Origin of the sequence: Saccharopolyspora spinosa NRRL 18395 (assembly GCF_000194155.1) — a bacterium.
GTDB lineage: Bacteria > Actinomycetota > Actinomycetes > Mycobacteriales > Pseudonocardiaceae > Saccharopolyspora > Saccharopolyspora spinosa.
Genome location: NZ_GL877883.1, coordinates 277832 through 302718 on the forward strand (window position 1 = coordinate 277832; position 24887 = coordinate 302718).

Below are 24887 nucleotides of genomic sequence, written 5' to 3' on the forward strand. Positions count from 1 at the left end.
GAACCGGGCGCCCCAGGTCCGCCGGGCGCAGGCCGCCCGCTCGAGGACGGCCCGCGCCCGCAGCGCCGGCAAGGCGCGTAGTCGGGGGAAGGGCCGTGGCCGCCGTCGCTGAGCTGCGGTCGGCCCCGGCGCGCGCCCGGCCGACCCGGCGACTCGATCGCGGAACAGAACGGCTGCTGGCCGACTGGGTGCGCACCCAGGCCACCAACGTCGAACGGCACCTCGGCGCGCTGCGGCCGTTCAGCTGGGCGGAGTTCGGCGACCCGGCCACCGGGCCCAGCCGGGCGCACCTGGTGGCCGTCAACGAAACCATGTCCACCCTGCGAGAACCGCTCCACGAAGCCACCCGCGCGGTACGCCGCGCGGCGGAAGCCGCTGCCGCGCATCCGAATCCGCGCCGGTTGCGGGCCCTGCTGGACGCGAAGTCCCGGTCGCAGCGCTGGGTGCGTGACACCGAGCGGCTGTGGGACTTCTACCTGGAGCTGTTCAACCAGCGGCAGAGCACGTTCGCCCCGTGGCTGGTGGCGGCCGACCGCATCGCCCTGGACTGCTACCAGTACGCCTACCTGGGGATCGGGCGCTGGCGCTCGATCCCGACGCCGCCGCCGTTCTGCTATCTGGAACCCAGCCACGGCCCCGCGACGTCGCGGCGCGGCATCCCGCTGCAACGGCTGAGCAACCGGCTGAACCCGTTCCCGCTGATCCAGCTGCCCTTCCACCGGCTGGTCAACCCGTGGACGCTCGGCGCGGTGCTGCACGAGGTCAGCCACAACCTGCAGAACGATCTCGGGCTGGCCAGGGCGATCCCGATGCAGGTCGCGGCCAGGTTGACCGAGCTCGGGCTGCCGCCCGCGGTGGTGTCGATCTGGGTGCGCTGGAACCGGGAGACGTTCGCGGACCTGTCCGGCCTGCTGCTCGGCGGGCCGCTGGTCGTGGGCTCGCTGTTCGACGTCATCGCGCGGGATCGGCGGCAGACGATGAAGTTCCGGCGCGCGGCGGTGCACCCGGTTCCCTACCTGCGCGGGAAGCTGTCTATCGAGCTGCTCGCCCGGATGGGCTTCGCGGAGCGCGCCGGGCAGCACGCGGGGGCCTGGCGCGCGATGTACCCGCGGGCAGAGCTGCCCGGCGCGCCGCGGGCGCTGCTGGCGACGGCGGACCGGGCGATCCCGGCGGTGGTGGACGCGATGTGCTTCACCTCCTTCCCGTCGCTGGGAAACCGCAGCCTGTCGCGGGTTCTGCGGTTCGAGCCGAAGGAACAGCGGATGATCGAGGAGGCCGCCGGGCGATTAGCCGACGGCGTGTCACCCGGTGTGGTGCCGGAGCGGTTCCTGATCGGCGCCGTCCGGCACGCGCTCGAACAGCGGATGGCACCGCCGACGCGGTTGGTGCGGTTCTTCATGGAAGAGCTGGGGAGGCGAGCGCGATGACCTTGCGCGGCGAATTCCCCGTGCTGGCGAGGGAACTCCGGCGGTTCGCGGCCGCGTGGCGGGCGCTGGAGGTCACCGTGGTCGAGGACCGCCCGACCGGCGAGAGCCCGGCGGTGTCGGACCGGCTCGCCGAGGTCGTCACCGACGGCACCGCCGACCTGCATCCGGCGCTGCGCGCGGTTCGAGGCCGGGTCGACGCCGATGTCCTCCACACCACGGCGCTGGCGCTGCTGCGCATGCAGCGGAGGCTGGACGACGAATTCCGCTGCCACCACGCGGCAACCGACCTCGCGCGATCGGTGCAGGGGCGCGGGCCGGAATGGCTCGGTTGGGCGCGCAGCATCCGGTCCGGTGTGGACGGTTGTGTGGATTCGTTGCGCAGCACGGAGGACACCATGCTGCGGTGTTGGCGCGAGGCAGCCGAATTCGCGGTGCGGTTCGGCATCAAGGGGAACTGCGAGGGCAGGCGATGAGCATCACCAACGACGGCCGTGTCAACGAAGACCGGGGCGCCGCGCTGCCGCCGGCCCAGGACATCGACAGCGCGTATCCGCTGGTCACCCGGCACGACCCGCCGTGCTGCGAGCGCCCCGGCGACATCGCGAACAAGGCGATCGGCGACGTGCTGGGCTGGAAGTGGCGCGACGGCGACACCAAGGGCTTCACCGCCGCGCTGACCGGGAGCTTCGAGCTAAAGCGCGTCGAGGGGCACACCGAGGCCAAGTGGACGCCACGCGGCTACGCGATCCAGGCCGACCTGGGTGCGGTCACCGGCGGGCAGGCGTCGCTGGCCGCACGGGCGCGCAGCGCCATCAAGGACGCGACCGCGCTGCTCGACTCACTGAAGCCGCTGCGAGCGGGCTCGGATCCGGAGAACGGCGAAGGATTCCGCAGCCTGGTGCGCCACGAGCTGGAGGAGATCCGCAAGGAGCTGGAGAGCCCACTGCTGCGGGTACCGCGCGTGGATCAGCTCTTCGTGCTGCTGCTCGGCAAACCGGGATCTGCGGTGGACCCGGACCTGGTGCGCGGGCACCTCGGGGAGCTGCGCAACGAGTTCGGGCTGATCGGCGGCCTGGTCAACACCATCGAAGAGGAGCGGGTCCAGACCTCGTTCATCACGCTCGTCGACTGGGTGCTGTCGCTGTACCGCGGCTGGCTGGACGCGCGTGGCCGGATCGACCCGTTCGCGCAGCCCGAAACCGGGCAGGCGCCGTTCTTCGGCCCCGCTGTCGTGGCGCTGTCCCAGCTGCTTTCGGCTGCCGCAGTGCAGACCGAAGAGCTCGTCGCGGCGTTGAGCTCGGTGAGCATCCACCGCGGCGACCGCGAGGTGCTGCGCATCCCCGATCCGGACGGCGGCTCGATGTCGCTCGGCGGATTGCTGCGCTGGACGCACGACTTTGCCTGCTTCGAAGGCCGCAAGCTGATCGAGGTCGCGGGGAAGGACGGCGTGGACAGCGCGTTCCTGCAGGTCGCCGAGCGGTTGGAGCGGCTCGTCGGCAACCTGCCCCGGCGCTGCGACGGCGACAAGCAGGACGTGCCGGGCAACTACCGGGCGACGTTGCCGCCGGGGTTCTTCAGCTCCCGGGTTCAGCGCGCGGTCGACGAGCTGCACGACCACTTGCAGGAGATCGTGCGGGTGGCCCGGCCGATCCGCCACGGCGCGAGGCCCGCCGACCCACCTGGACCGCCTGCACCGCCGCCGGATTCCGGGCCGAAACCACCGGATCAGCCGCCGCCCGGACCCGCGCCCGCCGATCCGCCGCCGGTGGTACCGAGCGCACCGGCCGTGGCGCCCGCGCCGTCAACCACCACGACGGCTGCCCCGATCTCAACGACCGACCCCGCGGCCAAGCAGCGCGGCCAGCGCAAGCGTCCCGAGCCCAAGCCCGCCCCGCGGCCGGAATAGCGGTCCGCCCGCGCCCCGCACGGAGGAATGATGGCCACCGAAAAGCAGTACCGGGAACTGTTCGACCGGGTCGCCGCGCTGCGCAGACAGGTCGCCGGCAACCTGTCGAACGAGCTGGGCAGCAATCCCCAGGTCGGCGAGGCGATCCTGAAGCAGATCGACGACATGCTCTTCGCCGTCGAAACCGAAGCCCAGAACGAGCCACGCCCCGCCGACGGCGGCCTCGCGCAGCTGGTCGGCCTCGGCGGCGAGTCGGCCGGGGACCTCGGCGCAACGCGCATGCCGCACGGCATCGAGACCTACGATGAAACGATCGCGTCCGAACGCATCCTCGCCGTCGGCGACCTCTACTACCTGTACCAGCACGAGAGGATCGGGTTCTTCCGCGTCGTGCAGAAGATGCAGGAGCTGTTCCAGCGCGGCACGATCCGGCTCTCCGACGGGCCGGGCGCGTTCGGGCTGTACCGGTTCGACCGGCGTGACGTGCTGCGCTACACCAAGCGCGACCGGATCAGCGCCTACCGGCGGGTGCTCGGCTACGGACGCGGGCTGGGCTCGGCGAACTCGCGGCCGAACACCGACTTCCACCGGTTGTTCGTCCAGTTCAACAACCAGGTCGCGCTGTTCTGGCGGGACAAGCGGATCTCCGACGTCATCCGCGAACGGGCGCACGACATGGCCTTCGGCAGCATGGCCGTGGTGCGGCGCAGCGGCCTGGACCTGCGCAACAACCTGAAGTTCACCTCCTATGGCCACCTGAACGTGCTGCGGGTGGAGGTCATGCAACTGCTGGAGGAGTGCTTCCGGATCCTCGACGCCGAGGACGTCAAGGACCTGTTCGGCGCCGCGAACGCGTGGGATGTGGTGGACGAGGTCCTGATCCGCTACTTCGACGAGAAGCTGGTCACCTCGCCGCGGCAGCGGATGGCGGTGACCGGCCGCAACGTCCTGCGCTGGTTGGCGGCGCCGCACATCCTGGAGACGACGCGCTCGGAGTTCGAGGCGCTGCTCCTGGAGATCGCGGAACCCGCGGAGGAGTGGATCACCTCGGCGCAGTCCCTGCGTCTGGCGGACCGCACGGGCTCCAAGCAGCTGCTCCCGTGGGACCGCCAACAGCCGGCAGGCGTCGCGACGCCGTCCCGGGGCGACCGCCCGGCACCGGCCCGCAGCCGCCAACCGGCCCTGGCCCGCCGAGCTCGCGTCAACGGCCACCACAGGTGACCGCCGGATCCCACGTTCCGCCAGCTCAAGACCCGTGAGCGCTTTTGTTTCCACAGCAACGGAAGCGCTCACGGGCAGCCGCCTGGACCAGAACGTCTACTGTGGACTACGTGCCCACCAGGGGCGGTTCCGGGGTTGTGCGGATTAGGGTTCCGGCGTCCGCAGTCTGTTGTTGCGCACGAAAGCCGGGTTTCCCGCTCACGACAGAATCTTCCCGGTGGTTCTCGCGGCTACCAAGCGACGGGCACGTGCTGCGGGCCGGAGTCGGCGAAAACCGTCCGCCACGGCAGCTGATCCGGCGACGCGGTCAGCCGGAGGCCGGGAAATTGCGCGGTGAGCCCGGCGAAGACCACCTGGAGCTCGATGCGCGCGAGGGCGGCACCGAGGCAGTGGTGCGGTCCATACCCGAAGCTCAGGCGCGGATTGGGTCGCCGGGTGATGTCGAACCGGTGCGGCTCGGAGAAGCGGGCAGGATCGTGGTTGGCCGCTTCCAGCGACGCCAGCACGGGTTCGCCCGCTCGGACCTCCACATCGCCGAGCCGCACGTCCACGTGCGCGAAGCGCGGCATGATCTCGGCGTTCCGACCGGTCTGGCGCCGCAGGACCTCGTCAACCGCCGGTGCCACCAGACCTGGCTCCCTGGCTCGCAGCAAAGTGCGTCGTACTGACCGCTCGTGAGCAGCAGCACGGTGCCGATGCTGATCGCGTGCGACGTGGTGGCGTATCCGGCGAGCAGGAGCGCGATGACCATGATCGCGAGCTCAAGCTCGCCGAGCCGATCGCCATCGTCCGCACGGATCCCAATCAGGGTGCTGAGCAGGTCAGCGCCGGGGTCCGCCTGCTTCGCAGCGACCAGACCGAGCACGTAGTCCTGCAGCTTCGCCCACTCTGCTCCGCCTGCCGGGGTCATCAGGTCCAGGGCGACCACCGCGTCCACCCGGGCGCGGTGTGAGGGGCACCCTTGAGCGGTTGAACCGCTCAAGGGTGCCCCTCACACCGCAAGGCTGCCGCGTAGCGCGAGCTGAACGCTTTCGACACCAAACTCCGCAGCCGGGTGTGCCCAGGAGGATCCTGGAACAACGAGTCGTTCGAACCCGCCCGCCCAGGGGGTTCGACTCCGAATCGGGGATCCGACAGCACCTTCCGCACGTCGTCGTAGCGGGTGACCAGCCAGACCAGTCCGATCTCCGGTACGTCCACGCGAGCAACGGGTGAGTTCTCCCGCAGCCAGGCGTACTCACTAGGCACCGCGAACGCCCTCCTGCGTGCGAACGGGTATGCGGGGTGTTGCTTCGTCGGCATGCACAGACCCCATTTCGCCTGCCCGGCCCAAACCCACGGCGGGTACTGTGACAAAAATCGTAAACCTACTACATAGTGAACTGGGTACACAATATGTCTGACGAACCGGTTGTGCCGTTCGCGCTGCTCGGCAAGCTGTGGGACGTGGCGCTGCTGCTGGCCGACGACGTCGAGCGCGGCCTCACCGAGCGCGGCCTCAGCCGAGCGCGGGCGAACTTGCTCTGGCAGCTCTATCAGCGAGGTCCGTCGACCCAGCGCGAGATCAGCCGCGCACTCGGAGTGACTCCGCGCAATGTCACTGGCCTTCTCGACGCACTGGAAGACGGCGGCTACGTCGCCCGCCGAGCGCACCCGACAGATCGGCGCGCGATGCTGGTCGATCTCACCGAGGAAGGGCGCGCGGCGCTGACGAAGATGCACCACAGGGCAGACCAGGCCGCCGTGGACCTCTTCGGCGACGTTCCCGCAACGGAGCTAGCAACCTTCCACCGCCTGCTCGACCACATAGGAGACCGCCTTCGCGCTCAAGCGGAAACGACGGGCGACGGCACCTGATCCGAAGTTCGGCGCCGCCTTCACAACAGGTTGGCGTGATCACTCCAGTCGAAGCGGCGGTGCGGGGTTGGCGCTTAGACTCCGGGCATGGCACAGTCGCCGCCCCTGTCCAAGCTCACCGTGTCCGAGCTCGCGGATGCCATCCGGGACGACCGGTCGTTGCGCCGGTTCCTGCACGGCCTACCCGGCGTCGACCAGGTCGGGTTGGAGCAGCGGGCCGCCGGCCTCGCGACGCGGAGCATCAAGAAGACCGCGAAGCGCTGGGCGATCGACACCGCGATCTCGATGATCGACCTGACGACGCTGGAAGGCGCCGACACCGAGGCCAAGGTCCGCACGCTGTGTGCCAAAGCCCGGCACCCCGACCCGGAGCGGCCGGACACCCCGCAGGTCGCGGCCGTCTGCGTCTACTCCGACATGGCCGCCACCGCGGTCCGGGCCCTCGACGGCACCGACATCCAGGTCGCCTCGGTCGCGACCGCGTTCCCGTCCGGCCGCTCGGCGCTGGCGGTGAAGCTCGCCGACGTGGAGTACGCCGTGGCCGCGGGCGCCGACGAGATCGACATGGTGATCGACCGCGGCGCGTTCCTGGCCGGCCGGTACGGGCAGGTCTTCGAGGAGATCCAGGCCGTCAAGTCCGCTTGCGGCGACGCGCACCTGAAGGTCATCCTGGAGACCGGCGAGCTCGCCACCTACGACAACGTGCGCCGCGCATCCTGGCTCGCGCTGCTCGCGGGCGGGGACTTCATCAAGACCTCCACCGGCAAGGTCTCCCCTGCCGCGACCCTACCGGTGACGCACCTGATGCTCCAGGCGGTCCGCGACTGGCGGGATTCCACCCGGCAGCTGCGCGGCGTCAAGCCCGCGGGCGGGATCCGCAACACCAAGGACGCGATCCGCTACCTGGTGGCCGTGCACGAGATCGCCGGTCCGGAGTGGCTGACCCCGAAACTGTTCCGATTCGGCGCGTCCAGCCTGCTCAACGACCTGTTGATGCAGCGGCGCACCCAACTCGACGGCCACTACAGCGGCCCCGACTACGTGGCGGTGGACTGATGATCGATAGCCCGTGGGAGTACGCACCGGCGCCGGAGTCGCGGGATATCGCAAACCTCAAGTCCAGCTACCGGATGTTCGTCGACGGCAAGTTCGTCGACGGCGGCGGCGAGCCGCTGAAGAGCATCAACCCGGCCACCGAGGAACCGCTGGCCGAGGTCTCCAGCGCTTCGGAGTCCGATGTGGACGAGGCAGTCCGGGCGGCGCGGCGGGCCTTCGACGACACCTGGTCGACGATGCCGGGCAAGGAACGCGCGAAGTACCTGTTCCGCATCGCCCGGCTGATCCAGGAACGCGGCCGCGAGCTCGCGGTGCTGGAGTCGCTGGACAACGGCAAGCCGATCAGGGAGTCGCGGGACGCCGACATCCCGACCGCCGCCGCGCACTTCTTCCACCACGCCGGCTGGGCCGACAAGCTCGGCTACGCCGGCTACGGGCCCGACCCGCGGCCGCTCGGCGTCGCCGGGCAGGTCATCCCGTGGAACTTCCCGCTGCTCATGCTGGCCTGGAAGATCGCCCCGGCGCTGGCCTGCGGCAACACCGTGGTGCTCAAGCCCGCCGAGACGACGCCGCTGACCGCGCTGGTGTTCGCGGAGATCTGCCAGCAGGCCGGGCTGCCGCCGGGCGTGGTGAACATCCTGCCCGGCGCCGGTGACATCGGCGCCGCGCTGGTCGCGCACCCCGGCGTCGACAAGGTCGCGTTCACCGGCTCCACCGAGGTCGGCAAGCAGATCCAGCGCGGCGTCGCGGGTTCCGGCAAAAAACTGACGCTGGAGCTCGGCGGCAAGGCCGCGAACATCGTCTTCGACGACGCCCCGCTCGACCAGGCCGTCGAGGGCATCGTGAACGGGATCTTCTTCAACCAGGGCCACGTCTGCTGCGCAGGCTCGCGGCTGCTGGTGCAGGAGTCGATCGCCGACGAGCTGCTCGAGAAGCTGCGGGTCCGGGTCCAGACGCTGCGGGTCGGCGACCCGCTGGACAAGAACACCGACGTCGGCGCGATCAACTCCGCCGAGCAGCTGGCCAGGATCACCGAGCTGGCCGCCAGCGGCGACGCCGAGGGCGCCCAGCGCTGGACCAGCCCATGCCCGCTGCCGGAGAAGGGGTTTTTCTTCTCCCCCACGGTGTTCTCCGACGTCCAGCAGTCGATGCGGATCGCCCGCGAGGAGATCTTCGGGCCGGTGCTCTCGGTGCTGACCTTCCGCACCCCGGCGGAGGCCATCGCCAAGGCCAACAACACCCCCTACGGCCTGTCGGCCGGAATCTGGACCGAGAAGGGGTCCCGGATCCTGTGGGCGGCGCAGCGGCTGCGGGCCGGGGTGGTGTGGGCGAACACCTTCAACCGGTTCGACCCGACCGCCCCGTTCGGCGGCTACCAGGAATCCGGCTTCGGCCGCGAAGGCGGACGCGCCGGTTTGGAGGCATACCTCGATGTCTGACAACCGCACCCCGGAGCGGCTAGCCGTGGCCAAGACCTACAAGCTCTACATCGGTGGTTCGTTCCCGCGCTCCGAGTCGGGCCGGGTGTACCCGGTGCACGACCGGCAGGGCACGTTCCTGGCCAACGCCGCGCACGCGTCCCGCAAGGACGTCCGCGACGCGGTCGCCGCCGCGCGCAAGGCGTTCGGCGGCTGGTCCGGCGCGACGGCCTACAACCGCGGCCAGGTGCTGTTCCGGATCGCCGAGGTGATGGAAGGCCGGCGCGAGCAATTCGCCGCCGAGATCTCGGCCGCGGAGGACCTGTCCCGCAAGCAGGCGCGGTCCACTGTGGATGATGCCGTGGACCGGATGGTCTGGTACGCGGGCTGGACCGACAAGATCTCGATGGTGCTCGGCGCCGCGAATCCCGTTGCGGGGCCGTACTTCTCGTTCAGCGTCCCGGAACCGACCGGCGTGGTGGGAGTGCTCGCTCCCCCGGACTCCTCGCTGCTCGGCCTGATCAGCGTGGTGGCCCCGGTGATCGCGGCCGGAAACACCTGCGTCGTGGTCGCCAGCGCGGACCGGCCGCTGCCCGCCGTGACCTTCGCCGAGGTGCTGGCGACCTCCGATGTGCCCGGTGGCGTGGTAAACGTCCTGACCGGCCAGGCCGCCGAACTCGCCCCCTGGCTAGCCGCTCACGCCGACGTCAACGCCCTGGACCCGACTGGCGCGCCGGAAGAGCTGCGCACCGAGCTCGCCAAGACGGCAGCGGACACGGTCAAGCGCGTGCTGCCGGTGCGCGGCGAACCGGACTGGACCCGGGAGCCGGACCTCCAGCGCCTGCGCGCCTTCACCGAGGTCAAAACGGTCTGGCACCCGGTGGGCACCTGACCCTCGCGGGGTCCGCAACTTCAATGGAAATCAGACCTTCAATTCCAATGCGCGTCTTCCAACGTCTTGCGTGGTACAGCGGCGTCACGTCGTCGAAGATCGAACCGATCACGATCTGCGACACGATGGCCAGCGCGAAGGCGCCGAAGGCCATCCCGGCGTAGACCCCATAGCGGGCCCTCGCGGTGATCGCCCGGAAGAACGGCATGGTCCCGGCCAGGATCAGCACCAGCAGCGTTGACAGCGCCACCCTGCCCTTGAGCGTGTACGGGATCGCGCGGTATCCGCGAACAGCCCGTCCAGCAGGTAATCCGAACCGAACATGGTCACCGCCGTCACCGTCGCGCTGGCCATGACCGCCATCCCGGACCGCTTGCCGGTGTTGCGGTCGAGCTGCTCCGCGACCTGCGCGGCGTACTCGCGCGGCCGGCCGAAGGCCTCTACCGGGTCCTCGCCGGTCTCGGTCACGTGCGCCTCGACCTCGGCTAGCACCTCGCCGACCCGCTCGCCGGAGATCTCGTGCATCCGCAGCGCTATCAGCAGCTCGTCCCGGTGCTTCTTGTGTCCAGCGTCATCATCCCTGCACCCCTCGTTGCACCAGGTGGATCGAGTTCTTCGCGAACTCGATCCACTTCGGCCCCAGTTCGGCGAGCGCGGCACGCCCCTCGTCGGTCAGCGCGAAGTACTTGCGCCCCGGCCCTCCTTCGCCGGCCCGCGCACCCGCGATCGGATCCGCGAGGCGGACGATCGTCCGCCCTGTCGCCGGGTCGAGTCGAATCAGCGGATCTGCCAGTCGAGGCGGCCGTCCTCGGTCACCGTCGGGTAGCTGTGGCCCGCCGGGACTCCCTCGACCAGGGCCCGGTGGACGTCGGCGAGCATCGACGTGACGCCCTTCCACTCCGGCCTCAGCACCTGGGCAGCCTCCTGCTCCCACTCCAGCACGCAGCCCTCCAGCGGTCCCGGCCGCAGGTCCACCACGAGCTCGTCCGCGAAACCATCACCAGCGATCGGGATCCACGACGGGTGGAAGCTGGAGCCCGGCGAGCCCGCGTAGTAGTCGCAGGCCGGCCGCTCCCACTGCGCCGTCCAGTTCTCGCGGTGATCGCGCCAGGACTGGAGCGCCTGCGCCGCGCTGTAGGGCGTGTAGAAGGGTGGCAGGACGTCGGCCAGCACATCGGTGCCGGTGCCACCGCAGCACGTCCACAGCTCGCGCAGTTCGACGGGCAGCGCGACGGCGAACTCCGCCTCCAGCTCGGCAAGGTCAGGCGGTTCGGGGGGACGCAGGGCGGCTGCGGTGACCGGGGCGTGCTCCGCCAGCCAGAGCACGATCTTCGTCCACAGCTCCGTGACATCCATTCCGACCATGATCGTCGGGAACTCGCCAGACCGGTACCGCCAACCGTGACCCCACCGCCGGATGCGGACCGACACTAGGCCGAAGGGCCCAACTCGACTTGGGCCACAGCTGCACACCAGAGTGGCGATCGTTACGAACTGTTCCGTCGAACGTTGCTTTCGAGGGGCTCGATACGGTGACAGCCGGACCGGGGAACACGTTGTGAACGCGGAGCCCGTAGGCTTCCGCGAGGTCTGGTTCGGTGACCGGAGGTAGAGAGATGGCGCAGGACATCGTCCCCATCGAGCTCGGGCTCCCGCAGGGCGACGTCGTCACACTGTGGGCACCGCGATGGCGCGAGGACGGCGAGGAATGGGAGGCATTCCTCGGACACGAGGACGACCTCTACGCGTTCCCCGATGCCGCACGCCTGGCGGCGTTCGTGCGCACCGCCGAGGAGCACGACCTCGACGACCACCCGGCCTGGCACGTGGTGCCCGCCCTGTCCGCGGTCGAGCTGAGCCCGGACGAGGACCACCAGTACGACCTGGTCGGCGTGCCCGAACTGGTCGCCGAGCCGATGGACACCTGGACCATCAACGAGCTGGCTGACATCGTCGAGATCGCCCGCTCGCTGGCCGACGTCTGCGAGCTGGACGCGGTGCACGACGTGCTCGACGCGGCCGACGGTTTCGCCATGCTCGACCAGGGCACCTTCGCGTTCTCCGGCAAGGACGGGCAGCGCCGCTGGACCGACCTGTGCGAGGTCGTCGTCGAGCGCTGGGACGAGTTGCTGGACGCCATCGACGCCGTCGTAACCACTCCGGACGTGCCGGCCGACGCGGTCGCCACGGCGGAAACCGAGCTCGCGGAGGCGTTGGAGGCCGACTCCGAGGAAGAAGCCGCCGAAGCACCCGAGGTCGACGACATCGAAGAGGTCGAGGTCGGCTTCTGGGGCGAGGTCGGCATCGACCCGATCCGGATCATCACCGGCACCGGCGAGCTCTACTCGCTGCGCTGCTATCTCGACGACGACCCGATCTTCCTCGGCACCGGCGGCAAGATCGACGTGTTCCCCTCGCCGCGCGCGCTGGCCCGGTTCCTGGCCGACGACGCCGCCGTCGAGGACACCGACCTGGCCCGGGTCGCGACCTGGTCGCAGGTCCAGGAGAAGGCCACCGCCGGCGAGCTGCAGATCCAGATCGACCCTGAGAACACCTACGTGCTGACCGGTCTGGACGCCGACCTCGGCGCCGGACCATCCGACGTGGACCCGACCCAGCTGGACCTCGCCGAGGAACTGCTGATGGACGCGGCGACGTGGGCTGGCGACGACAGCGTCGAGCAGGCGTTGCAGCCTTCGGAGCGGCTTGGCTGGCTGGTCTCCTTCGTGCTGCGCCCGAGCCCGAACCGGCTGCCGCCGAGCGCCCCGTTCGACGCCGAGGTCGCGACGTGGCGCAAGCTCGTCGAGGCCTTGGAGGAGCGGTTCCGCACGCACTGAGCCGCACCGGATTCGATGCGTTGGGTGGCGATTTCTCTCGAAATCGCCACTCTCCCGGCCACGGCGTCGGTCCGGCGGGCTCTCACGCCACCTCGGCGAGCAGCACGCCCGGAGCCGCCAGCCGGCGGCGGGTGGGTTCGCCCACGCACACCTGGGAATAGGCCTCCCGCAAGCCTTTCCGCGCTCGGTAGGCGAGCGCGGCGGCGCTGTTGCGGCTGATGCCGAGCTTTCTGCTGACGTCTGCCGTCGTCAGCCGCTCGACCTCCATGCACCACAGGACGCGCCGCCAGCGGTGCGGCAGCCGGGCAAACGCCTTCCCCACGAGCTCGCGCTCCAGCTCCAGCACCGCGGGATCGACGAACTGCACGTGGTTCTCGGGCCCGAAGAAACCGTCGAGCTCGGCGGCCAGTTGAACCCGGCGGCCCCGGTTGTTCAACGCCATCGCCAGGTTCCGCACCGTGGTGAGCAGGTAGGCGCGGAACGCGGAGCGCGGGCCGCCACCGCGGCGCAGGACGTCCAGGATCTTCGCGAACGCTTCCGCAACGAGGTCTTCGACGTCGGCAGGGCTTCCGACAACTTGCTTGGCCATTGCGTGCGCCGCCGTGCGGTGCCGCGCGTACAGCTCGCCGAATGCTTCGGCCGATCCGGCCCGGACCGAGTCGAGCAGCGTCCGATCGTCGCCCGCGAACATCTTTCCCCTAAATGCCGCTGCATCTGGGAGGGGCCTGTCGCCATGCGAAGGCGGTGACGGCCCCTCACCGAAGTACGCCCCCGCTGCGAACGATGCTCGCCGGGGCCGGAGCGACGAACAAGGCGGATCTTTTCAGATAGTGATCGCCCCTGGTCGAGCGACGGAGAGCAGCCCGGAGATCACCCGGTAGCGGGAAATTCGCCAGCCACTGCGAGCGTCCGGGAAATCTCCCCGGCCGCCGCACGCAACGGCTCCACGTAGGACTTGGTGTCGCCGAGCTTGTGCACCGGGAACGAGATCGCCAGCGTCGCCGGTCCCCCGACGCCGATCACCGGCGCGGCGAGGCAAGCGGTGCCCAGCGAGTACTCCTCGGAATCCGTGACCACCGGCCGAACCGGCCCGTTGACCAGATCGCGGATCCGGGTGATCGTGCGCGGGGTCAGGTCGGCGGGCGGATACCGGCCGAAGTGGTCGGCGCGTTGTTCCTTGCTCAACCCGGAGAGCAAGCATTTGCCGATCGCCGTCGCGTGCGCGGCCTGCCGGAAGTCGGCCCAGGTGTCCACCCGCGGCGTGCGCGGACTGTCGACGATCTCGGCGACCTCTACCTCGCCCTCGTGGTAGCGGGCGAGGTAGATGGCCGCGTTCAGGTCGTCGCGCAGGCTCTCCATAGCGACGCGGACCCGGCTGCGCAGGCCTTGGACCCGGGCGGCGTCGTGCAGCCCGGCCACCTGCTCGCCGATGATGAAGGCTCCGTCGTCGAGCTTCTCCAGATAGCCCTCGTGCACCAGGGTGCGCAGCAGGTGGTAGGTGGTCGGCAACGCGATACGGGTACGTCTGGCGAGGGTTTTCGCGGTTGCGCCGCTCCCGTGCTCACCCACGGCTTCTAGCAGCCGGAGTGCGCGCTGCACCGAAGTGATCAGCGTGGGTTCCCCGCCCCGTGCCACCTGTCCCTCCTGACTGTGCATCGCGGCCGCGCTCGCGCGGATCGTGAATCGCATTCAGGCTTGGCAGTATCCACGGCCGCCGCCGCCGCGCGTGCACCCGGCTCGGCGGCGGTCGCACGTCATTCCAGCAACGCTGCGTAGCCCGGCTTGATCACATCATCGATGATCTCCAGCCGCTCGTCGAAGCCGATGAACGCCGACTTCATCGCGTTCACCGCGAACCACTGCATGTCCGCCCACCCGTAGCCGAACGCCTCGTGCAGGGCGGCGAACTCGCTGGACATCGAGCAGTGGCTCATCAGCCGGTTGTCCGTGTTCACCGTGACCCGGAAGCGCAGCTTCGCCAGCAGACCGATCGGGTGCTCGGCGATCGACTTGGCGGCCCCGGTCTGCAGGTTCGACGACGGGCACATCTCCAGCGGGATCCGCCGGTCCCGGATGTAGGACGCCAGCCGGCCCAGGTGCACCGAGCCGTCCTCGTCGACCTTGATGTCGTCAACGATGCGCACGCCGTGCCCGAGGCGTTCCGCGCCGCAATGCTGGATCGCCTCCCAGATCGAAGGCAGGCCGAACGCCTCACCGGCGTGAATGGTGAAATGCGCGTTTTGCTGTCGGAGATATTCGAAGGCGTCCAGGTTCCGGGTGGGCGGAAATCCCGCTTCCGGACCCGCGATGTCGAAGCCGACCACCTCGGAGTCGCGATACCGAACCGCGAGGTTCGCGATTTCCGCCGACCGCGCATTCTGCCGCATCGCGCACAACAAGGTACCGATTCGGATACGTTTTCCTTCGGCTGCGGCGCGGCGTTCGCCATCCCGGAAACCGTCCTGAACCGCCGCGACGATCCGGTCGAGCGTCAGCCCCTGTTCCTGGAACAGTTCCGGGGCGTAGCGGATCTCCGCGTACACCACTCCGTCCGCGGCCAGATCTTCGACGCACTCGGCGGCGACCCGGGCCAGCGCCTCCGCCGTCTGCATCACGGCGACGGTGTGCGAGAAGGTCTCCAGATAGCGTTCCAGCGACCCCGAATCAGCCGCCGCGGCGAACCATCTTCCCAATTCATCGGCGTCCTCGTGGGGCAGGCCGGCGTATCCCGCCGCCCGTGCGAGATCGATGACGGTCTGCGGCCGCAGGCCACCGTCGAGGTGGTCGTGCAGCAGCACCTTCGGCACCAGCCGGATCGTGTCCAAGTTCACCGGAGTCGACATGCAGCCACGTTACAGCGCGCCGACGAAGACCTCACGCACAGCTACTAACGGACAGGCGGAAGCAACTCCGGATACACCCGGCTTTCCGGCCACGTTCAACCGGACGGCTGTACCTCAAAACTCACCCAGATGGACGCAACCACGACTCTTGCGTCATTCGGCGGCACCTGTATTGGACTTTTTAGCCTAACGAAACAAGACCGATCGGAGTCAAGAATGTCTTGGCGGTCACGCAATGTATCGGGGGGTGCCTGGGAACGCGGGAACCGACTAGCTAGGCTCCTGGAGTCCTCACCCCCCTCGACGAAGGACGCCCCTAGCCGTGACCGAGAACATGTCGTTCGACCGCATGCGCAACATGCTCACGCGTGCGGCTGAGATCCGCGAGAGCGAGCAGCAGCAGATTTTCGACGCCCTGGACGAAATCCACGCCCGGCTGTCGCCGCTGGAGTCCCTTGGCTCCGTGCGGAAACGCCTGTCCGAGCTGCCCGACCGCACCGAGGTCAGCGTGCTCGCCGAACGACTCGACGAGGCCCTGGCCAAGCTGGAAGGGCACGACGGCGCGCTCGTCGACCTGAAGAGCGCCGTCGACGGCCTGGTGGACAAGCTCGCCAAGCCGTTCGCGCAGCTGGACGGGCGACTGGACGGCGTGGCGGGCCGGATGGACGGCGTCTCCGGCCGCATGGACGGCTTGGAGGACAAGCTCGGCCACATCCACAAGCGCCTCGACGATCTCGGCCTGCACCTCGACAAGCAGGACGGCCGGCTGGAGGCACTGCCGTCGGCGGTGCACGGCCCGGTGCGCGAGCGCATCGACTCGCTGGAGACCAGCCTGCGCGGCCGCTTCGCCGAGATCGACGAAGGCGTGCACGAGCACCTCGACGGCACCCGCGAGGCGCTGCAGCGCGCGGTCACCGACTCCACCGCCAACGCCCAGAACACGCTCGCCGACGCGGTCTCCGGCACCCGCGACCAGCTGGACGCCAAGCTCGACCAGCTCGCCGCGCGTCCCGCCGTGGACCCGACCGACCGGCTGGACAAGCTGGCCGAGCGGCTGGAGCAGCTCACCAACCGGCTGGACCAGGTCTCCGGTCGCCTCACCCAGGTCGAGGACAACGTCAACACCCGGATCGACACCGTCGAGCAGGGCTTCACCAGCCGCCTGGACAACGTCGAAGAGGGCGTCAAGAACGGCCTCGGCGACCTCGGTGGCACGCTGTCGAAGAACCTGTCGCAGCTGTCCGGCACGCTGTCCTCCCGTCCCGACAGCGACGCGCTGGGCGCCCTGGTCCGCGAGGCCAACGAGGAGAGCGAGCGGCGGCACGCCGGTCAGCTCGACGAAGCGATGGCGACGTTCGCGGAGCTGATCCTCGGCGGCAGCGCGCCGTCCGCCCCGCCGCCGCCCACCACCCTGCCCCGTCAGCAGCGCCGAGGCCGGTCCAAGAGCGCGAAGCGCGACGACAAGGCCCTCACCGCAGACGGCGAAGACGACTTCACCGCCGAAAGCGCCTGAGAAGCCCGCGCGACCGGGCCGCCCGATCAGGGTGGCTCCTTCGATGCGTGGCCTGCGGCCACCCGATCCAGGATCAGCGGCGTCGACACCTCGTCGGCGCCGCTGATCTCGTATGCGCCCACCAACGCGGCTTGGGCCCCGGCAATGGTTTCCGGCCGGTCGGTGTGCAATTCCAGCAGCGGCTGGCCCGCCGTCACCCGATCACCCGGCTTCGCCAGGCACAGCACGCCTGCGGCGTGCTGGACCTCGTCCTCCTTGCGGGCTCGCCCCGCCCCGAGGCGCCAGGCCGCAACCCCGACCGCATACGCGTCGAGCTTCGCCAGCGTCCCGGTCTCCGGTGCGGTCACGACCTCGACGTGCTCGGCTCGCGGCAACGCCGCGTCGGGGTCGCCGTCCTGGGCCTTGATCATCCGACACCACGTGCCGTACGCCCGCCCGTCGGCCAACGCCTCGGCCGGGTCCACATCGGACAATCCCGCGTGGTCGAGCATTTCGCGGGCCAGGGCCAGCGTCAGCTCCACCACGTCGGCCGGCCCACCGCCGCGCAGCACCTCCACGGCCTCGGCCACTTCCAGCGCATTGCCGACCGCGCGGCCCAGCGGAACCGACATGTCGGTGATCAGCACGCTCGTGCGCAGACCGTTGGCCGTGCCGATGTCCACCAGTGCCGCGGCCAGCTCCCGCGCCTCGTCCAGGTCCTTCATGAACGCACCCGAACCGCACTTGACGTCCAGCACCAGCGACTGCACGCCCTCGGCGATCTTCTTGCTCATGATCGAGCTGGCAATCAGCGGAACCGACTCGACCGTGCCCGTCACATCGCGCAGCGCGTAGAGCTTGCGATCGGCCGGAGCCAGTCCCTCCGTCGCCGCGCACACCACCGCGCCCTCGTCGTCGAGGCGGTCCCGGATCTCGTCGGCCGACAATTGGGCCCGCCAACCCGGTATCGACTCCAGCTTGTCCAGGGTGCCGCCGGTATGGCCGAGCCCGCGCCCGGAAAGTTGCGGCACCGCCGCGCCGCAGGCGGCGACCAGCGGAGTCAGCGGCAACGTGATCTTGTCGCCGACGCCGCCGGTGGAGTGCTTGTCCACAGTGGGCCTTCGAACCCCATCCAGCACCAGCGTCTCGCCGGAGGCGACCATCGCCGCCGTCCAGCGCGCAGTCTCCGCCGGGGTCATACCGCGCAGCAGCACCGCCATCGCCAACGCCGCCATCTGCTCGTCCGCGACCTCGCCCCGGGTGTACGCGTCGATCACCCAGTCGATCTGCTCGTCGCTGAGCCGCTGCCCGTCGCGCTTCGCGCGGATCACATCAATCGCGGAATGCACCTTCGCCACCTCCACAGCCCGCAGGAATCCTCCGCCTATATAGAGAACCGAACTCCACCAACAGATACACCCCAATCGAGTGATCTTCACGAAAATTGGTGCGCACGACCAGGATCGCGCAATTTTCCCGTGCGCAATGTGGATTTCTAGGTCCAGTCGGAGCACATTCCCGAGACGCTAGGCTCGCCGGGTACCGAGGCAGGCAACCAAGCCTTCGCCGACGAGTCATTTCGGGAAGCCGAAGTTGGCGGGTACTACATCCTCGCTGCGGTGGTTTTCGAGACTGGCAGCCACGATCCGGCGAGATCTGCGATGCACGAACTACGTGGTGGCCGCGACACATACAAGCTGCACGCTGGTGCAGTCCGGTTCAGAGGATCGGACAGCTGCCGTGAGCTCCTGGACGCCCGTCTCTACCAGATCGACTTGGCGATCGAGTGCTAACTGCCTCCGGACATGCGTAAGGTCAGGGTCCCGGTCTGCCCCGGGAAGCACCTGACCTTGCGATTCGCCCGACACCCACGATGCCGAGCTCTCATGCACATGATACAAGGCTTGCGCAACGCGCCCGCCTAAAGCTCGAAGGCGTCTGGAAGGACTTCTGCCATCGGGCGGATTCCTTTGGGGGTGTCGACCAGGCAGTCCAGGCCACCCAACTCCTGGAGGAGTTGGCGGCAGCGGCCGCAGGGCATCAGCAGGTCACCCGTTCCGCTGCGGCAGGCCACCGCGACGAACCGACCGCCGCCGGTCAGCCGCAGCTGACCGGCCATCACGCACTCCGCGCACAGCGTGACGCCGTAGGAGCCGTTCTCGACGTTGCAGCCGGTCACCACGCGGCCGTCGTCGCACAGCGCCGCCGCGCCGACCGGCAGACCCGAGTACGGGCAGTAAGCCAGCGCCGCGGCCTCCACCGCCGCGGCGCGCAGCGCCTCCCAGTCCACTTCCGCCACTAGCCCGTTCCCCTCCGGTACTGCAGGCCGTTGGCCGCGGGCGGCCGCAACCGCTGCGACGCCACGCCCAGTACCACCAGCGTCACCAGGTGCGGGGTGTAGGCGGTGAGTTCCTCGGGCAGCGAGTCGGTGTACCAGTACACCGCGTACATCACCGCGGCGGCGACCAGTGAGATACCGGCTGCGAACCAGCTGCGCCGCCACACCTGCACGGCCGTGACCACCACCAGCAGCAGCGTCGCACCGTAGAACAGCGCGTGCACGCTGGTCTCGCCGCTGCGCAGCTGCAGGCCGTCGGAGTAGCCGAACAGCGCCGCGCCGCCGAGCAGCCCGCCCGGCCGCCAGTTGCCGAAGATCATCGCCGCCAGGCCGATGTAGCCCCGGTTGTTGGTCTGGCCCTCGAGGTAGCCCGCCTGCCCCGGGTTGAGGATCAGCGCTGCGCCGCCAAGCCCGGCCAGCGCACCGGAGATGATCACCGCGATGTACTTGTAGCGGTAGACGTTCACGCCCAGCGACTCCGCCGCGACCGGGTTCTCGCCGCAGGACCGCAGCCGCAACCCGAACGGCGAGCGCCACAGCACCAGGTAGCTCACCGGAACCAGCAGGTAGGCGAGCATGGTCAGCGGCGAGACTCCGGAGACTAGGCCGCCGAGGATGCCCGCCGCGTCGGAGACGCCGACCCGCTGCAGGTCCTCCAGCTGCTGCAGCCAGCCGGCCACCGGCTGCATCGAGTAGGTGTCGAACTTCGGCACCGGCGGCGACTCCCGCGGGTTCCGCGAGATCGGCTCGAACAGCAGCGTCGACAGGTACTTCGCGGTTCCCGCGCCGAGCAGGTTGATCGCCACGCCGGACACGATGTGGTTCACCCCGAAGGTCACCGTCGCCACCGCGTGCACCAGGCCGCCGAGGGCGCCGAACACCGCCGCGGCGACGAGCCCGGCCAGCGGCCCCCACTGGTAGCCGGCCCAGGCACCGCCCCAGGTGCCCAGGATCATCATGCCTTCCAGGCCGATGTTGATGACCCCGGAGCGCTCCGCCCACAACCCGCCTAGGGCGGCCAGCAGGATCGGGATGCCCAGCCGCACCGCCGCCTGCACGGTGCCGGACGAGGTCAGCTGGGGTACGCCGGTCTGGTACGAGGTGATCGACACCGCCAGGAAACCGACCGCCACCCACAGCAGGACGCGGGCCCAGCCGGGCATCCGGCGGCCGAGGCCGGTATTCCGGTCCGCCGGTGCCGATTTGGTCACGACCGCGGTCATGCCCGCTCACCTCCGGTTCCGGCGGCGGCCGGGGTGGCCGCGGTGCCCAGCGCGCGCCCGACCCGCCGCTGCTCGGCGGCGAGTTCGCGGCGGCGCACCAACTCGTACGCGACGACGACCGACAGCACGATCGCGCCCTGCAGGATCGTCACGATCTCCTTGGGCACGCCGATGTTGTCCAGCGTTAGCGAACTCTTGTCCAGGAAGGACCACAGCAGCGCACCGAAGGCGACGCCGATCGGGTGGTTGCGGCCCAGCAAGGCGATGGCCAGCCCCGCGAAGCCGTAGCCAGTCGGAAAGTTGATCATGAAGGTGTGGTCCCGGCCGAGGATCTCCGGCAGCCCGGCCAGACCCGCGATGGCACCGGAGAGCAGCATCGCGGACATGATCATGCGCTTGGAGTTCACCCCGCCGACCACGGCTGCGGTCGGCGACAGGCCGGAGGCGCGCAGTTCGAAGCCGTAGCGGGTGCGGTCGATGAGCACCGCGTACCCGATTCCGACCAGCACCGCCAGCAGCACCAGGCCGAACACCGTGCCCGCGCCGCCCAGCGGAATCCCGGGCACCAGGCCGCTGGCTGGGATGATCTCCGTGCCCTGGGTGTTACCGCGCATCTCGCCGAACGTCCGCACCAGGAAGGCGATCACGCCGATGGACAGGGTGTTGAGCATGATCGTGGAGATCACCTCGGACACGCCGCGGTAGACCTTGAGCACCGCCGCGATCCCGCACCACAGCGCGCCGGTGACCGCGCCGACCACCACGACCAGCGCCGCATGCAGCCCGACCGGCAGGCTCGCCGCGCCGCCGACGATCGCCGCGACGCAGGCGGCCAGCCGGCACTGGCCCTCGATGCCGATGTTCAGCAGGTTCATCTGGAATCCGATCGCGGCCGCGATCGCCACCAGGTAGTACGCCCCCGCCGTGTTGACGATGTCCACGGCGGTCGTGCCGCGGCCGACTTGCGCGATCATCTCCGCCAGCGTCGACAGCGGGTCCGCGCCGGAGACCAGCAGCACCACGCTGCACAGCACCGCCGAGAAGACGATCGCCAGCGTCGGCGGCAGCAGCCGCGCCCGCCAGGTGTTCATGCCGCCTCCCCTGCACCGGTCATCGCCGCGCCGAGTTCCTCCGGGGTCACCGAGCGCGGGTCTGCCGTCGCGACCAACTGCCCCCGGAACATCACCCGGATGGTGTCGGAAAGGCCGATCAGCTCGTCGAGGTCAGCCGAGATCAGCAGGACCGCGAGGCCCGCCGACCGGGCGGCGCGCAGCTGGCCCCAGATGCCCGCCTGCGCGCCGACGTCCACGCCGCGTGTCGGATGCGCGGCGATGAGCAGCGCCGGGTCGCCGGAGAGCTCCCGGCCGACCACGAGCTTCTGCTGGTTGCCGCCGGACAGCGCGGCCGCGTCCACGTCGATGCCGGGGGTGCGGACGTCGAACTCCTCGATGATCCGCTGGGTGTCGGCCTTCGCGCCCGCCCGGTCGAGCCAGATCCCGCGGGCCGTCGGCCGGCGGGTCTGGTGGCCGAGGATCCTGTTGATCCACAACGATTCGTCTAGCAGCAGGCCCTGTCGGTGCCGGTCCTCCGGCACGTAGCCGATGCCCGCTTCCCGGCGCGCCAGCGTCGACAGCCCGGTCAGGTCGCGGTCGCCGAGCGAGACCCGGCCGGTGGTGACCGGACGCATGCCCATGATCGCCTCGACGAGCTCGGTCTGGCCGTTGCCCTCGACACCGGCGATGCCGACGACCTCGCCAGCCCGCACCGTCAGGTCGATGTCGGCGAGCAGCGTCCGGTCCTGCTCCGATGCGGACAGTCCGGTGACGACGAGCACGTCGCGATCGAGCACAGTGGACTCGCCGTGCTCGGGCACCGGCAGCTCGCTGCCCACCATCATCTCGGCGAGCCGGCGGCTGGTGATCTCCGCGGCCGGGATGGTGCCGACCGTGGTGCCGCGCCGCAGGACCGTGATTGTGTCGGCGATGGCCCGCACCTCGTCGAGCTTGTGCGAGATGAACAGGAACGTGAAACCCTGTTCACGCATGGTGCGCAGGGTGGCGAACAGCTCGTCCACCTCCTGCGGGACCAGCACCGCGGTCGGCTCGTCGAGGATGATGATGCGGGCACCCCGGTACAGGACTTTGAGGATCTCCACCCGCTGCCGGTCGGCCACGCCCAGCCGCTCGACCAGCACGTCCGGGCGCATCTCGAACCCGGCCTGCGCAGCGAGCTCGAGCACCCGACGGCGGGCCTTCGTGCCGATGCCGTGCTCATCTTCGGCGCCGAGGACGATGTTCTCGAGCACGGTGAGGTTGTCGGCGAGCATGAAGTGCTGGTGCACCATGCCGATACCGGCGCGGATCGCCTCGGCTGGCGTGCGGAAGCGGACTTCCTCGCCGTGCAAGCGAATCGTGCCGGAGTCCGGGGCCTGCATCCCGTAGAGGATCTTCATCAGGGTGGACTTGCCGGCCCCGTTCTCGCCGCACAACGCGTGCACCTCGCCGGTTCGCACCGAGAGGTTCACGTCGGAGTTGGCGACCACGCCGGGGAAGATCTTGGTGATGCCGGTCAGCTCGACGGCCGGGGACCCGGTTTCACCGGGTCCGGCGCCGGGATCCGGCTCAGTGGAGGTGTTCATGGGGCTCCGTGGGACGTCGGCACGGGCAGCGAACCAGATGGACGCTCAACGATGGACGGTTTCGGTACAACCGTGACGATCTTGGCGCGAACCCGCCAATCGGTCGAGTTGAGCGGGAGGGGCACCTCCAGCCGACCGGCTCGGCCGGAGATGCCCCTCACCTGGCGGGTCACGGCTTGTCGGAAACCTTGATCTCGCCGAGTGCGATGGCCGTCTTGTAGGCGTCCACCGCGGGCACCAGGTCGGCGACCTTGCCGCCGGACGTGGAGTAGCCCACGCCATCGATGGACAGGTCGAACTTCTTCGGCATCGAGCCCAGGTCGTTGCGCGCGACCGCCGCGATGTAGTCGTACACCGCGAGGTCCACCCGCTTGAGCATGGAGCTGATGATCACGTCCTTGTACTCCGCGACCGTCGGCTGGTTGTACTGGTCGGAGTCGACCCCGATCGCCAGCGCGTTCGCGGACTTCACCGACGAGAACACGCCCTTACCGGAGGCGCCCGCCGCGTGGTAGAGCACGTCGGCGCCCGCCTCCAGCTGGCCGGTCGCGACCTCGGAGCCCTTGTTGGGGTCCTGGAAGCCGCTGAAGTCACCGGCCGGCGTCAGGTACTTGCGCTCGATCTTGATGTCCGGCGCGGCGGCCTTGGCGCCCGCCACGTACCCGGCCTCGAACTTCTGGATCAGCGGGGTGTTGACCCCGCCGACGAAGCCGATGTGGCAGTTCTGCGACTTGTGCGCCGCGATCACGCCGACCAGGAACGAGCCCTGCTCCTCGGCGAACACCAGCGACGTGACGTTCGGGATCCCCTGCACGTCCTCGTCGATGATCGCGAACTTGGTGCCCGGGAACTCCGGGGCGACGAGCTTGAGCGCGTCCGCGTAGGCGTAGCCGACCGCGATCACCGGGTTGTAGCCCTCGCGCGCCAGCTGCCGCAGCCGGGTCTGCTTGGCGTCCTCCGGCTCACCGGCCCCGGCGTCGAGCGCCTTGACGTCGGTGAAGCCCATCTGCGACTTCGCCCGGTCCAGCCCGGCGACCGAGGCGTCGTTGAACGAGGCATCGCCGCGCCCACCGATGTCGAAGGCCAGCCCAACCCGCATCGCGGGCGCCTGCGGCGCGGGCTGCTGCTCGGCGGCCGAAGTGGTCGGTGCGGCCCCGGCTGGAGGCGCGCTCAGCTGGCACCCCTTGCCCTGGGCGTTGTTATTTCCCCCACTCCCGCTGTCCTTCGCACATCCCGCCAGCGCCAACGCGCCGGTGAGCAACACTGCCACCACTGCCGCGCCGTTGCGGCGCGGTTCTCCGGCACCCGAGCGCCTTCCCCAAATCGGCGTTCGCCGCATGCCGTTCCCCTTTCCTGTTGGTCCCGCCGCGACCCATTCGCCCGCGGTTCCGGGTTGCCGGAGGCCCGCGGCTCGGACGAACTCCACACGAAGGTGTTGCCTCCTGGTGAATTGTTCTTCCCGGGCGCGGCGCACGCCATTCGGTGACGTGGCTCTCGAAATTAAGTCTTGACGTTGCCGCTTGGGCATTGCTCACGCGTCACGAAATGATTTCTACATCGATCAACCGAGGCGGGACTCTTGTCTGGTCGATCACAGAGAGCGCAGGCGAGTAGGCCCGGGCGTTTAGTCGGGTCTAGCATCCCTTGCGTCAAGGCCCCAGTTCGTGGCCGGTGACGGGCGTGCACCCAATACCAATTGGGACCAACTGCAACTCGGGGCCGGTCGCCCCTTGTTCCCG

General features: G+C 69.5%; 25 protein-coding genes. 11 read left to right on the forward strand and 14 right to left on the reverse strand.

The window, feature by feature from the left end:
* Positions 1-95: 95 nt before the first annotated feature.
* From SSPN_RS0139380 to SSPN_RS0139395, 4 genes are read left to right on the forward strand one after another with little or no spacing between them, the layout of a single operon-like run.
* Entirely contained in the window at positions 96-1427 is a 1332-nt protein-coding gene (locus tag SSPN_RS0139380) for a hypothetical protein (RefSeq protein WP_010315821.1), read from the forward strand.
* The gene (locus SSPN_RS0139385) at positions 1424-1900 is read left to right on the forward strand and encodes a hypothetical protein (RefSeq protein ID WP_010315822.1); all 477 of its coding nucleotides are present in this window, start codon (positions 1424-1426) and stop codon (positions 1898-1900) included. Before SSPN_RS0139380 ends, SSPN_RS0139385 begins: the two co-directional genes overlap by 4 nt.
* Positions 1897-3333: a hypothetical protein gene (locus SSPN_RS0139390; protein WP_010315825.1), complete on the forward strand. Its 1437-nt coding sequence runs from the start codon at positions 1897-1899 to the stop codon at positions 3331-3333. The genes SSPN_RS0139385 and SSPN_RS0139390 overlap by 4 nt, the downstream gene beginning before the upstream one ends.
* Before the next feature lie 27 nt (positions 3334-3360).
* Entirely contained in the window at positions 3361-4554 is a 1194-nt protein-coding gene (locus SSPN_RS0139395) for a hypothetical protein (RefSeq protein WP_237710960.1), read from the forward strand.
* Between the two features lie 230 nt (positions 4555-4784).
* Here SSPN_RS0139395 and SSPN_RS49790 read toward each other — a convergent pair whose 3' ends face one another.
* A complete protein-coding gene (locus tag SSPN_RS49790) occupies positions 4785-5180 on the reverse strand; it encodes a cytochrome P450 (protein ID WP_010315828.1) in 396 nt (131 codons plus the stop codon).
* Between the two features lie 80 nt (positions 5181-5260).
* Between SSPN_RS49790 and SSPN_RS49795 the strand changes: the two genes are divergently transcribed.
* Positions 5261-5506 (forward strand): hypothetical protein, encoded by a 246-nt coding sequence (locus SSPN_RS49795; protein WP_010315831.1) that lies wholly within the window; start codon positions 5261-5263, stop codon positions 5504-5506.
* A 26-nt stretch (positions 5507-5532) separates the two neighbouring features.
* On the opposite strand, the gene SSPN_RS0139410 is transcribed toward SSPN_RS49795, so the two are convergent.
* Positions 5533-5802: a cytochrome P450 family protein gene (locus tag SSPN_RS0139410; RefSeq protein ID WP_143539418.1), complete on the reverse strand. Its 270-nt coding sequence runs from the start codon at positions 5800-5802 to the stop codon at positions 5533-5535.
* Between the two features lie 147 nt (positions 5803-5949).
* Here SSPN_RS0139410 and SSPN_RS0139415 point away from each other — a divergent pair, with 147 nt between their 5' ends.
* From SSPN_RS0139415 to SSPN_RS0139430, 4 genes are all read left to right on the forward strand, one after another.
* Positions 5950-6411 carry a MarR family winged helix-turn-helix transcriptional regulator gene (locus tag SSPN_RS0139415; protein ID WP_029536176.1) on the forward strand — a complete coding sequence of 154 codons (462 nt, stop codon included), beginning with the start codon at positions 5950-5952 and terminating at the stop codon, positions 6409-6411.
* An 87-nt stretch (positions 6412-6498) separates the two neighbouring features.
* Positions 6499-7467: a deoxyribose-phosphate aldolase gene (deoC, locus tag SSPN_RS0139420; protein WP_010315834.1), complete on the forward strand. Its 969-nt coding sequence runs from the start codon at positions 6499-6501 to the stop codon at positions 7465-7467.
* Positions 7467-8906 (forward strand): aldehyde dehydrogenase family protein, encoded by a 1440-nt coding sequence (locus SSPN_RS0139425; RefSeq protein WP_010315835.1) that lies wholly within the window; start codon positions 7467-7469, stop codon positions 8904-8906. Before deoC ends, SSPN_RS0139425 begins: the two co-directional genes overlap by 1 nt.
* Positions 8899-9777 carry an aldehyde dehydrogenase family protein gene (locus tag SSPN_RS0139430; protein WP_010315836.1) on the forward strand — a complete coding sequence of 293 codons (879 nt, stop codon included), beginning with the start codon at positions 8899-8901 and terminating at the stop codon, positions 9775-9777. The genes SSPN_RS0139425 and SSPN_RS0139430 overlap by 8 nt, the downstream gene beginning before the upstream one ends.
* Here SSPN_RS0139430 and SSPN_RS48130 read toward each other — a convergent pair.
* The 3 genes from SSPN_RS48130 to SSPN_RS0139445 form a co-directional block, all read right to left on the reverse strand.
* Positions 9746-10006, reverse strand: coding sequence for a hypothetical protein (locus SSPN_RS48130; RefSeq protein WP_044577192.1), 261 nt, complete (start codon positions 10004-10006; stop codon positions 9746-9748). The genes SSPN_RS0139430 and SSPN_RS48130 overlap by 32 nt on opposite strands.
* Positions 10000-10302, reverse strand: a complete 303-nt coding sequence (locus tag SSPN_RS0139440; RefSeq protein WP_010315838.1) for a hypothetical protein — start codon at positions 10300-10302, stop codon at positions 10000-10002. The genes SSPN_RS48130 and SSPN_RS0139440 overlap by 7 nt, the downstream gene beginning before the upstream one ends.
* A gap of 252 nt (positions 10303-10554) precedes the next feature.
* Positions 10555-11142, reverse strand: coding sequence for an SMI1/KNR4 family protein (locus tag SSPN_RS0139445; protein ID WP_044577290.1), 588 nt, complete (start codon positions 11140-11142; stop codon positions 10555-10557).
* 251 nt (positions 11143-11393) lie between these two features.
* Here SSPN_RS0139445 and SSPN_RS0139450 point away from each other — a divergent pair, with 251 nt between their 5' ends.
* Entirely contained in the window at positions 11394-12614 is a 1221-nt protein-coding gene (locus SSPN_RS0139450) for a hypothetical protein (RefSeq protein ID WP_010315841.1), read from the forward strand.
* A gap of 82 nt (positions 12615-12696) precedes the next feature.
* Here the strand turns inward: SSPN_RS0139450 and SSPN_RS0139455 are convergent, their stop codons facing one another.
* The 3 genes from SSPN_RS0139455 to SSPN_RS0139465 form a co-directional block, all read right to left on the reverse strand.
* A complete protein-coding gene (locus SSPN_RS0139455; RefSeq protein WP_010315843.1) occupies positions 12697-13305 on the reverse strand; it encodes an RNA polymerase sigma factor in 609 nt (202 codons plus the stop codon).
* 179 nt (positions 13306-13484) lie between these two features.
* The gene (locus SSPN_RS0139460; RefSeq protein WP_202799011.1) at positions 13485-14249 is read right to left on the reverse strand and encodes an IclR family transcriptional regulator; all 765 of its coding nucleotides are present in this window, start codon (positions 14247-14249) and stop codon (positions 13485-13487) included.
* Positions 14250-14368: 119 nt separating this feature from the next.
* The gene (locus SSPN_RS0139465) at positions 14369-15457 is read right to left on the reverse strand and encodes an adenosine deaminase (RefSeq protein WP_010315847.1); all 1089 of its coding nucleotides are present in this window, start codon (positions 15455-15457) and stop codon (positions 14369-14371) included.
* A gap of 322 nt (positions 15458-15779) precedes the next feature.
* Here SSPN_RS0139465 and SSPN_RS0139470 point away from each other — a divergent pair, with 322 nt between their 5' ends.
* The gene (locus SSPN_RS0139470) at positions 15780-16970 is read left to right on the forward strand and encodes a hypothetical protein (protein ID WP_010315848.1); all 1191 of its coding nucleotides are present in this window, start codon (positions 15780-15782) and stop codon (positions 16968-16970) included.
* A 26-nt stretch (positions 16971-16996) separates the two neighbouring features.
* Here SSPN_RS0139470 and SSPN_RS0139475 read toward each other — a convergent pair whose 3' ends face one another.
* The 6 genes from SSPN_RS0139475 to SSPN_RS0139505 all read right to left on the reverse strand — a co-directional run bounded on the left by SSPN_RS0139475 (position 16997) and on the right by SSPN_RS0139505 (position 24487).
* Positions 16997-18298, reverse strand: coding sequence for a thymidine phosphorylase (locus SSPN_RS0139475; RefSeq protein ID WP_044577295.1), 1302 nt, complete (start codon positions 18296-18298; stop codon positions 16997-16999).
* Between the two features lie 572 nt (positions 18299-18870).
* Positions 18871-19248, reverse strand: a complete 378-nt coding sequence (locus SSPN_RS0139485) for a cytidine deaminase (protein WP_010315855.1) — start codon at positions 19246-19248, stop codon at positions 18871-18873.
* Positions 19248-20510 carry an ABC transporter permease gene (locus SSPN_RS0139490; RefSeq protein WP_010315856.1) on the reverse strand — a complete coding sequence of 421 codons (1263 nt, stop codon included), beginning with the start codon at positions 20508-20510 and terminating at the stop codon, positions 19248-19250. The genes SSPN_RS0139485 and SSPN_RS0139490 overlap by 1 nt, the downstream gene beginning before the upstream one ends.
* On the reverse strand, positions 20507-21601 hold the full coding sequence (locus tag SSPN_RS0139495) for an ABC transporter permease (RefSeq protein ID WP_010315858.1): 1095 nt from the start codon (positions 21599-21601) through the stop codon (positions 20507-20509). The genes SSPN_RS0139490 and SSPN_RS0139495 overlap by 4 nt, the downstream gene beginning before the upstream one ends.
* Entirely contained in the window at positions 21598-23148 is a 1551-nt protein-coding gene (locus tag SSPN_RS0139500) for an ABC transporter ATP-binding protein (protein WP_010315860.1), read from the reverse strand. The genes SSPN_RS0139495 and SSPN_RS0139500 overlap by 4 nt, the downstream gene beginning before the upstream one ends.
* Before the next feature lie 169 nt (positions 23149-23317).
* The gene (locus SSPN_RS0139505; protein WP_158309720.1) at positions 23318-24487 is read right to left on the reverse strand and encodes a BMP family lipoprotein; all 1170 of its coding nucleotides are present in this window, start codon (positions 24485-24487) and stop codon (positions 23318-23320) included.
* Positions 24488-24887 lie beyond the last annotated feature (400 nt).

What these genes read in the sequence shown, in the direction of transcription:
- SSPN_RS0139455 (WP_010315843.1), bottom strand. Translation starts at nt 13,305, where the DNA reads ATGTTCGCGGGCGACGATCGGACGCTGCTCGACTCGGTCCGGGCCGGA.
- SSPN_RS0139395 (WP_237710960.1), top strand. Translation starts at nt 3,361, where the DNA reads ATGATGGCCACCGAAAAGCAGTACCGGGAACTGTTCGACCGGGTCGCC.
- SSPN_RS0139425 (WP_010315835.1), top strand. Translation starts at nt 7,467, where the DNA reads ATGATCGATAGCCCGTGGGAGTACGCACCGGCGCCGGAGTCGCGGGAT.
- SSPN_RS0139495 (WP_010315858.1), bottom strand. Translation starts at nt 21,601, where the DNA reads ATGAACACCTGGCGGGCGCGGCTGCTGCCGCCGACGCTGGCGATCGTC.
- SSPN_RS0139390 (WP_010315825.1), top strand. Translation starts at nt 1,897, where the DNA reads ATGAGCATCACCAACGACGGCCGTGTCAACGAAGACCGGGGCGCCGCG.
- deoC (WP_010315834.1), top strand. Translation starts at nt 6,499, where the DNA reads ATGGCACAGTCGCCGCCCCTGTCCAAGCTCACCGTGTCCGAGCTCGCG.
- SSPN_RS0139450 (WP_010315841.1), top strand. Translation starts at nt 11,394, where the DNA reads ATGGCGCAGGACATCGTCCCCATCGAGCTCGGGCTCCCGCAGGGCGAC.
- SSPN_RS0139415 (WP_029536176.1), top strand. Translation starts at nt 5,950, where the DNA reads ATGTCTGACGAACCGGTTGTGCCGTTCGCGCTGCTCGGCAAGCTGTGG.
- SSPN_RS0139490 (WP_010315856.1), bottom strand. Translation starts at nt 20,510, where the DNA reads ATGACCGCGGTCGTGACCAAATCGGCACCGGCGGACCGGAATACCGGC.
- SSPN_RS0139440 (WP_010315838.1), bottom strand. Translation starts at nt 10,302, where the DNA reads ATGCACGAGATCTCCGGCGAGCGGGTCGGCGAGGTGCTAGCCGAGGTC.
- SSPN_RS0139385 (WP_010315822.1), top strand. Translation starts at nt 1,424, where the DNA reads ATGACCTTGCGCGGCGAATTCCCCGTGCTGGCGAGGGAACTCCGGCGG.
- SSPN_RS0139445 (WP_044577290.1), bottom strand. Translation starts at nt 11,142, where the DNA reads ATGGTCGGAATGGATGTCACGGAGCTGTGGACGAAGATCGTGCTCTGG.
- SSPN_RS0139430 (WP_010315836.1), top strand. Translation starts at nt 8,899, where the DNA reads ATGTCTGACAACCGCACCCCGGAGCGGCTAGCCGTGGCCAAGACCTAC.
- SSPN_RS0139505 (WP_158309720.1), bottom strand. Translation starts at nt 24,487, where the DNA reads ATGCGGCGAACGCCGATTTGGGGAAGGCGCTCGGGTGCCGGAGAACCG.
- SSPN_RS0139500 (WP_010315860.1), bottom strand. Translation starts at nt 23,148, where the DNA reads ATGAACACCTCCACTGAGCCGGATCCCGGCGCCGGACCCGGTGAAACC.
- SSPN_RS0139465 (WP_010315847.1), bottom strand. Translation starts at nt 15,457, where the DNA reads ATGTCGACTCCGGTGAACTTGGACACGATCCGGCTGGTGCCGAAGGTG.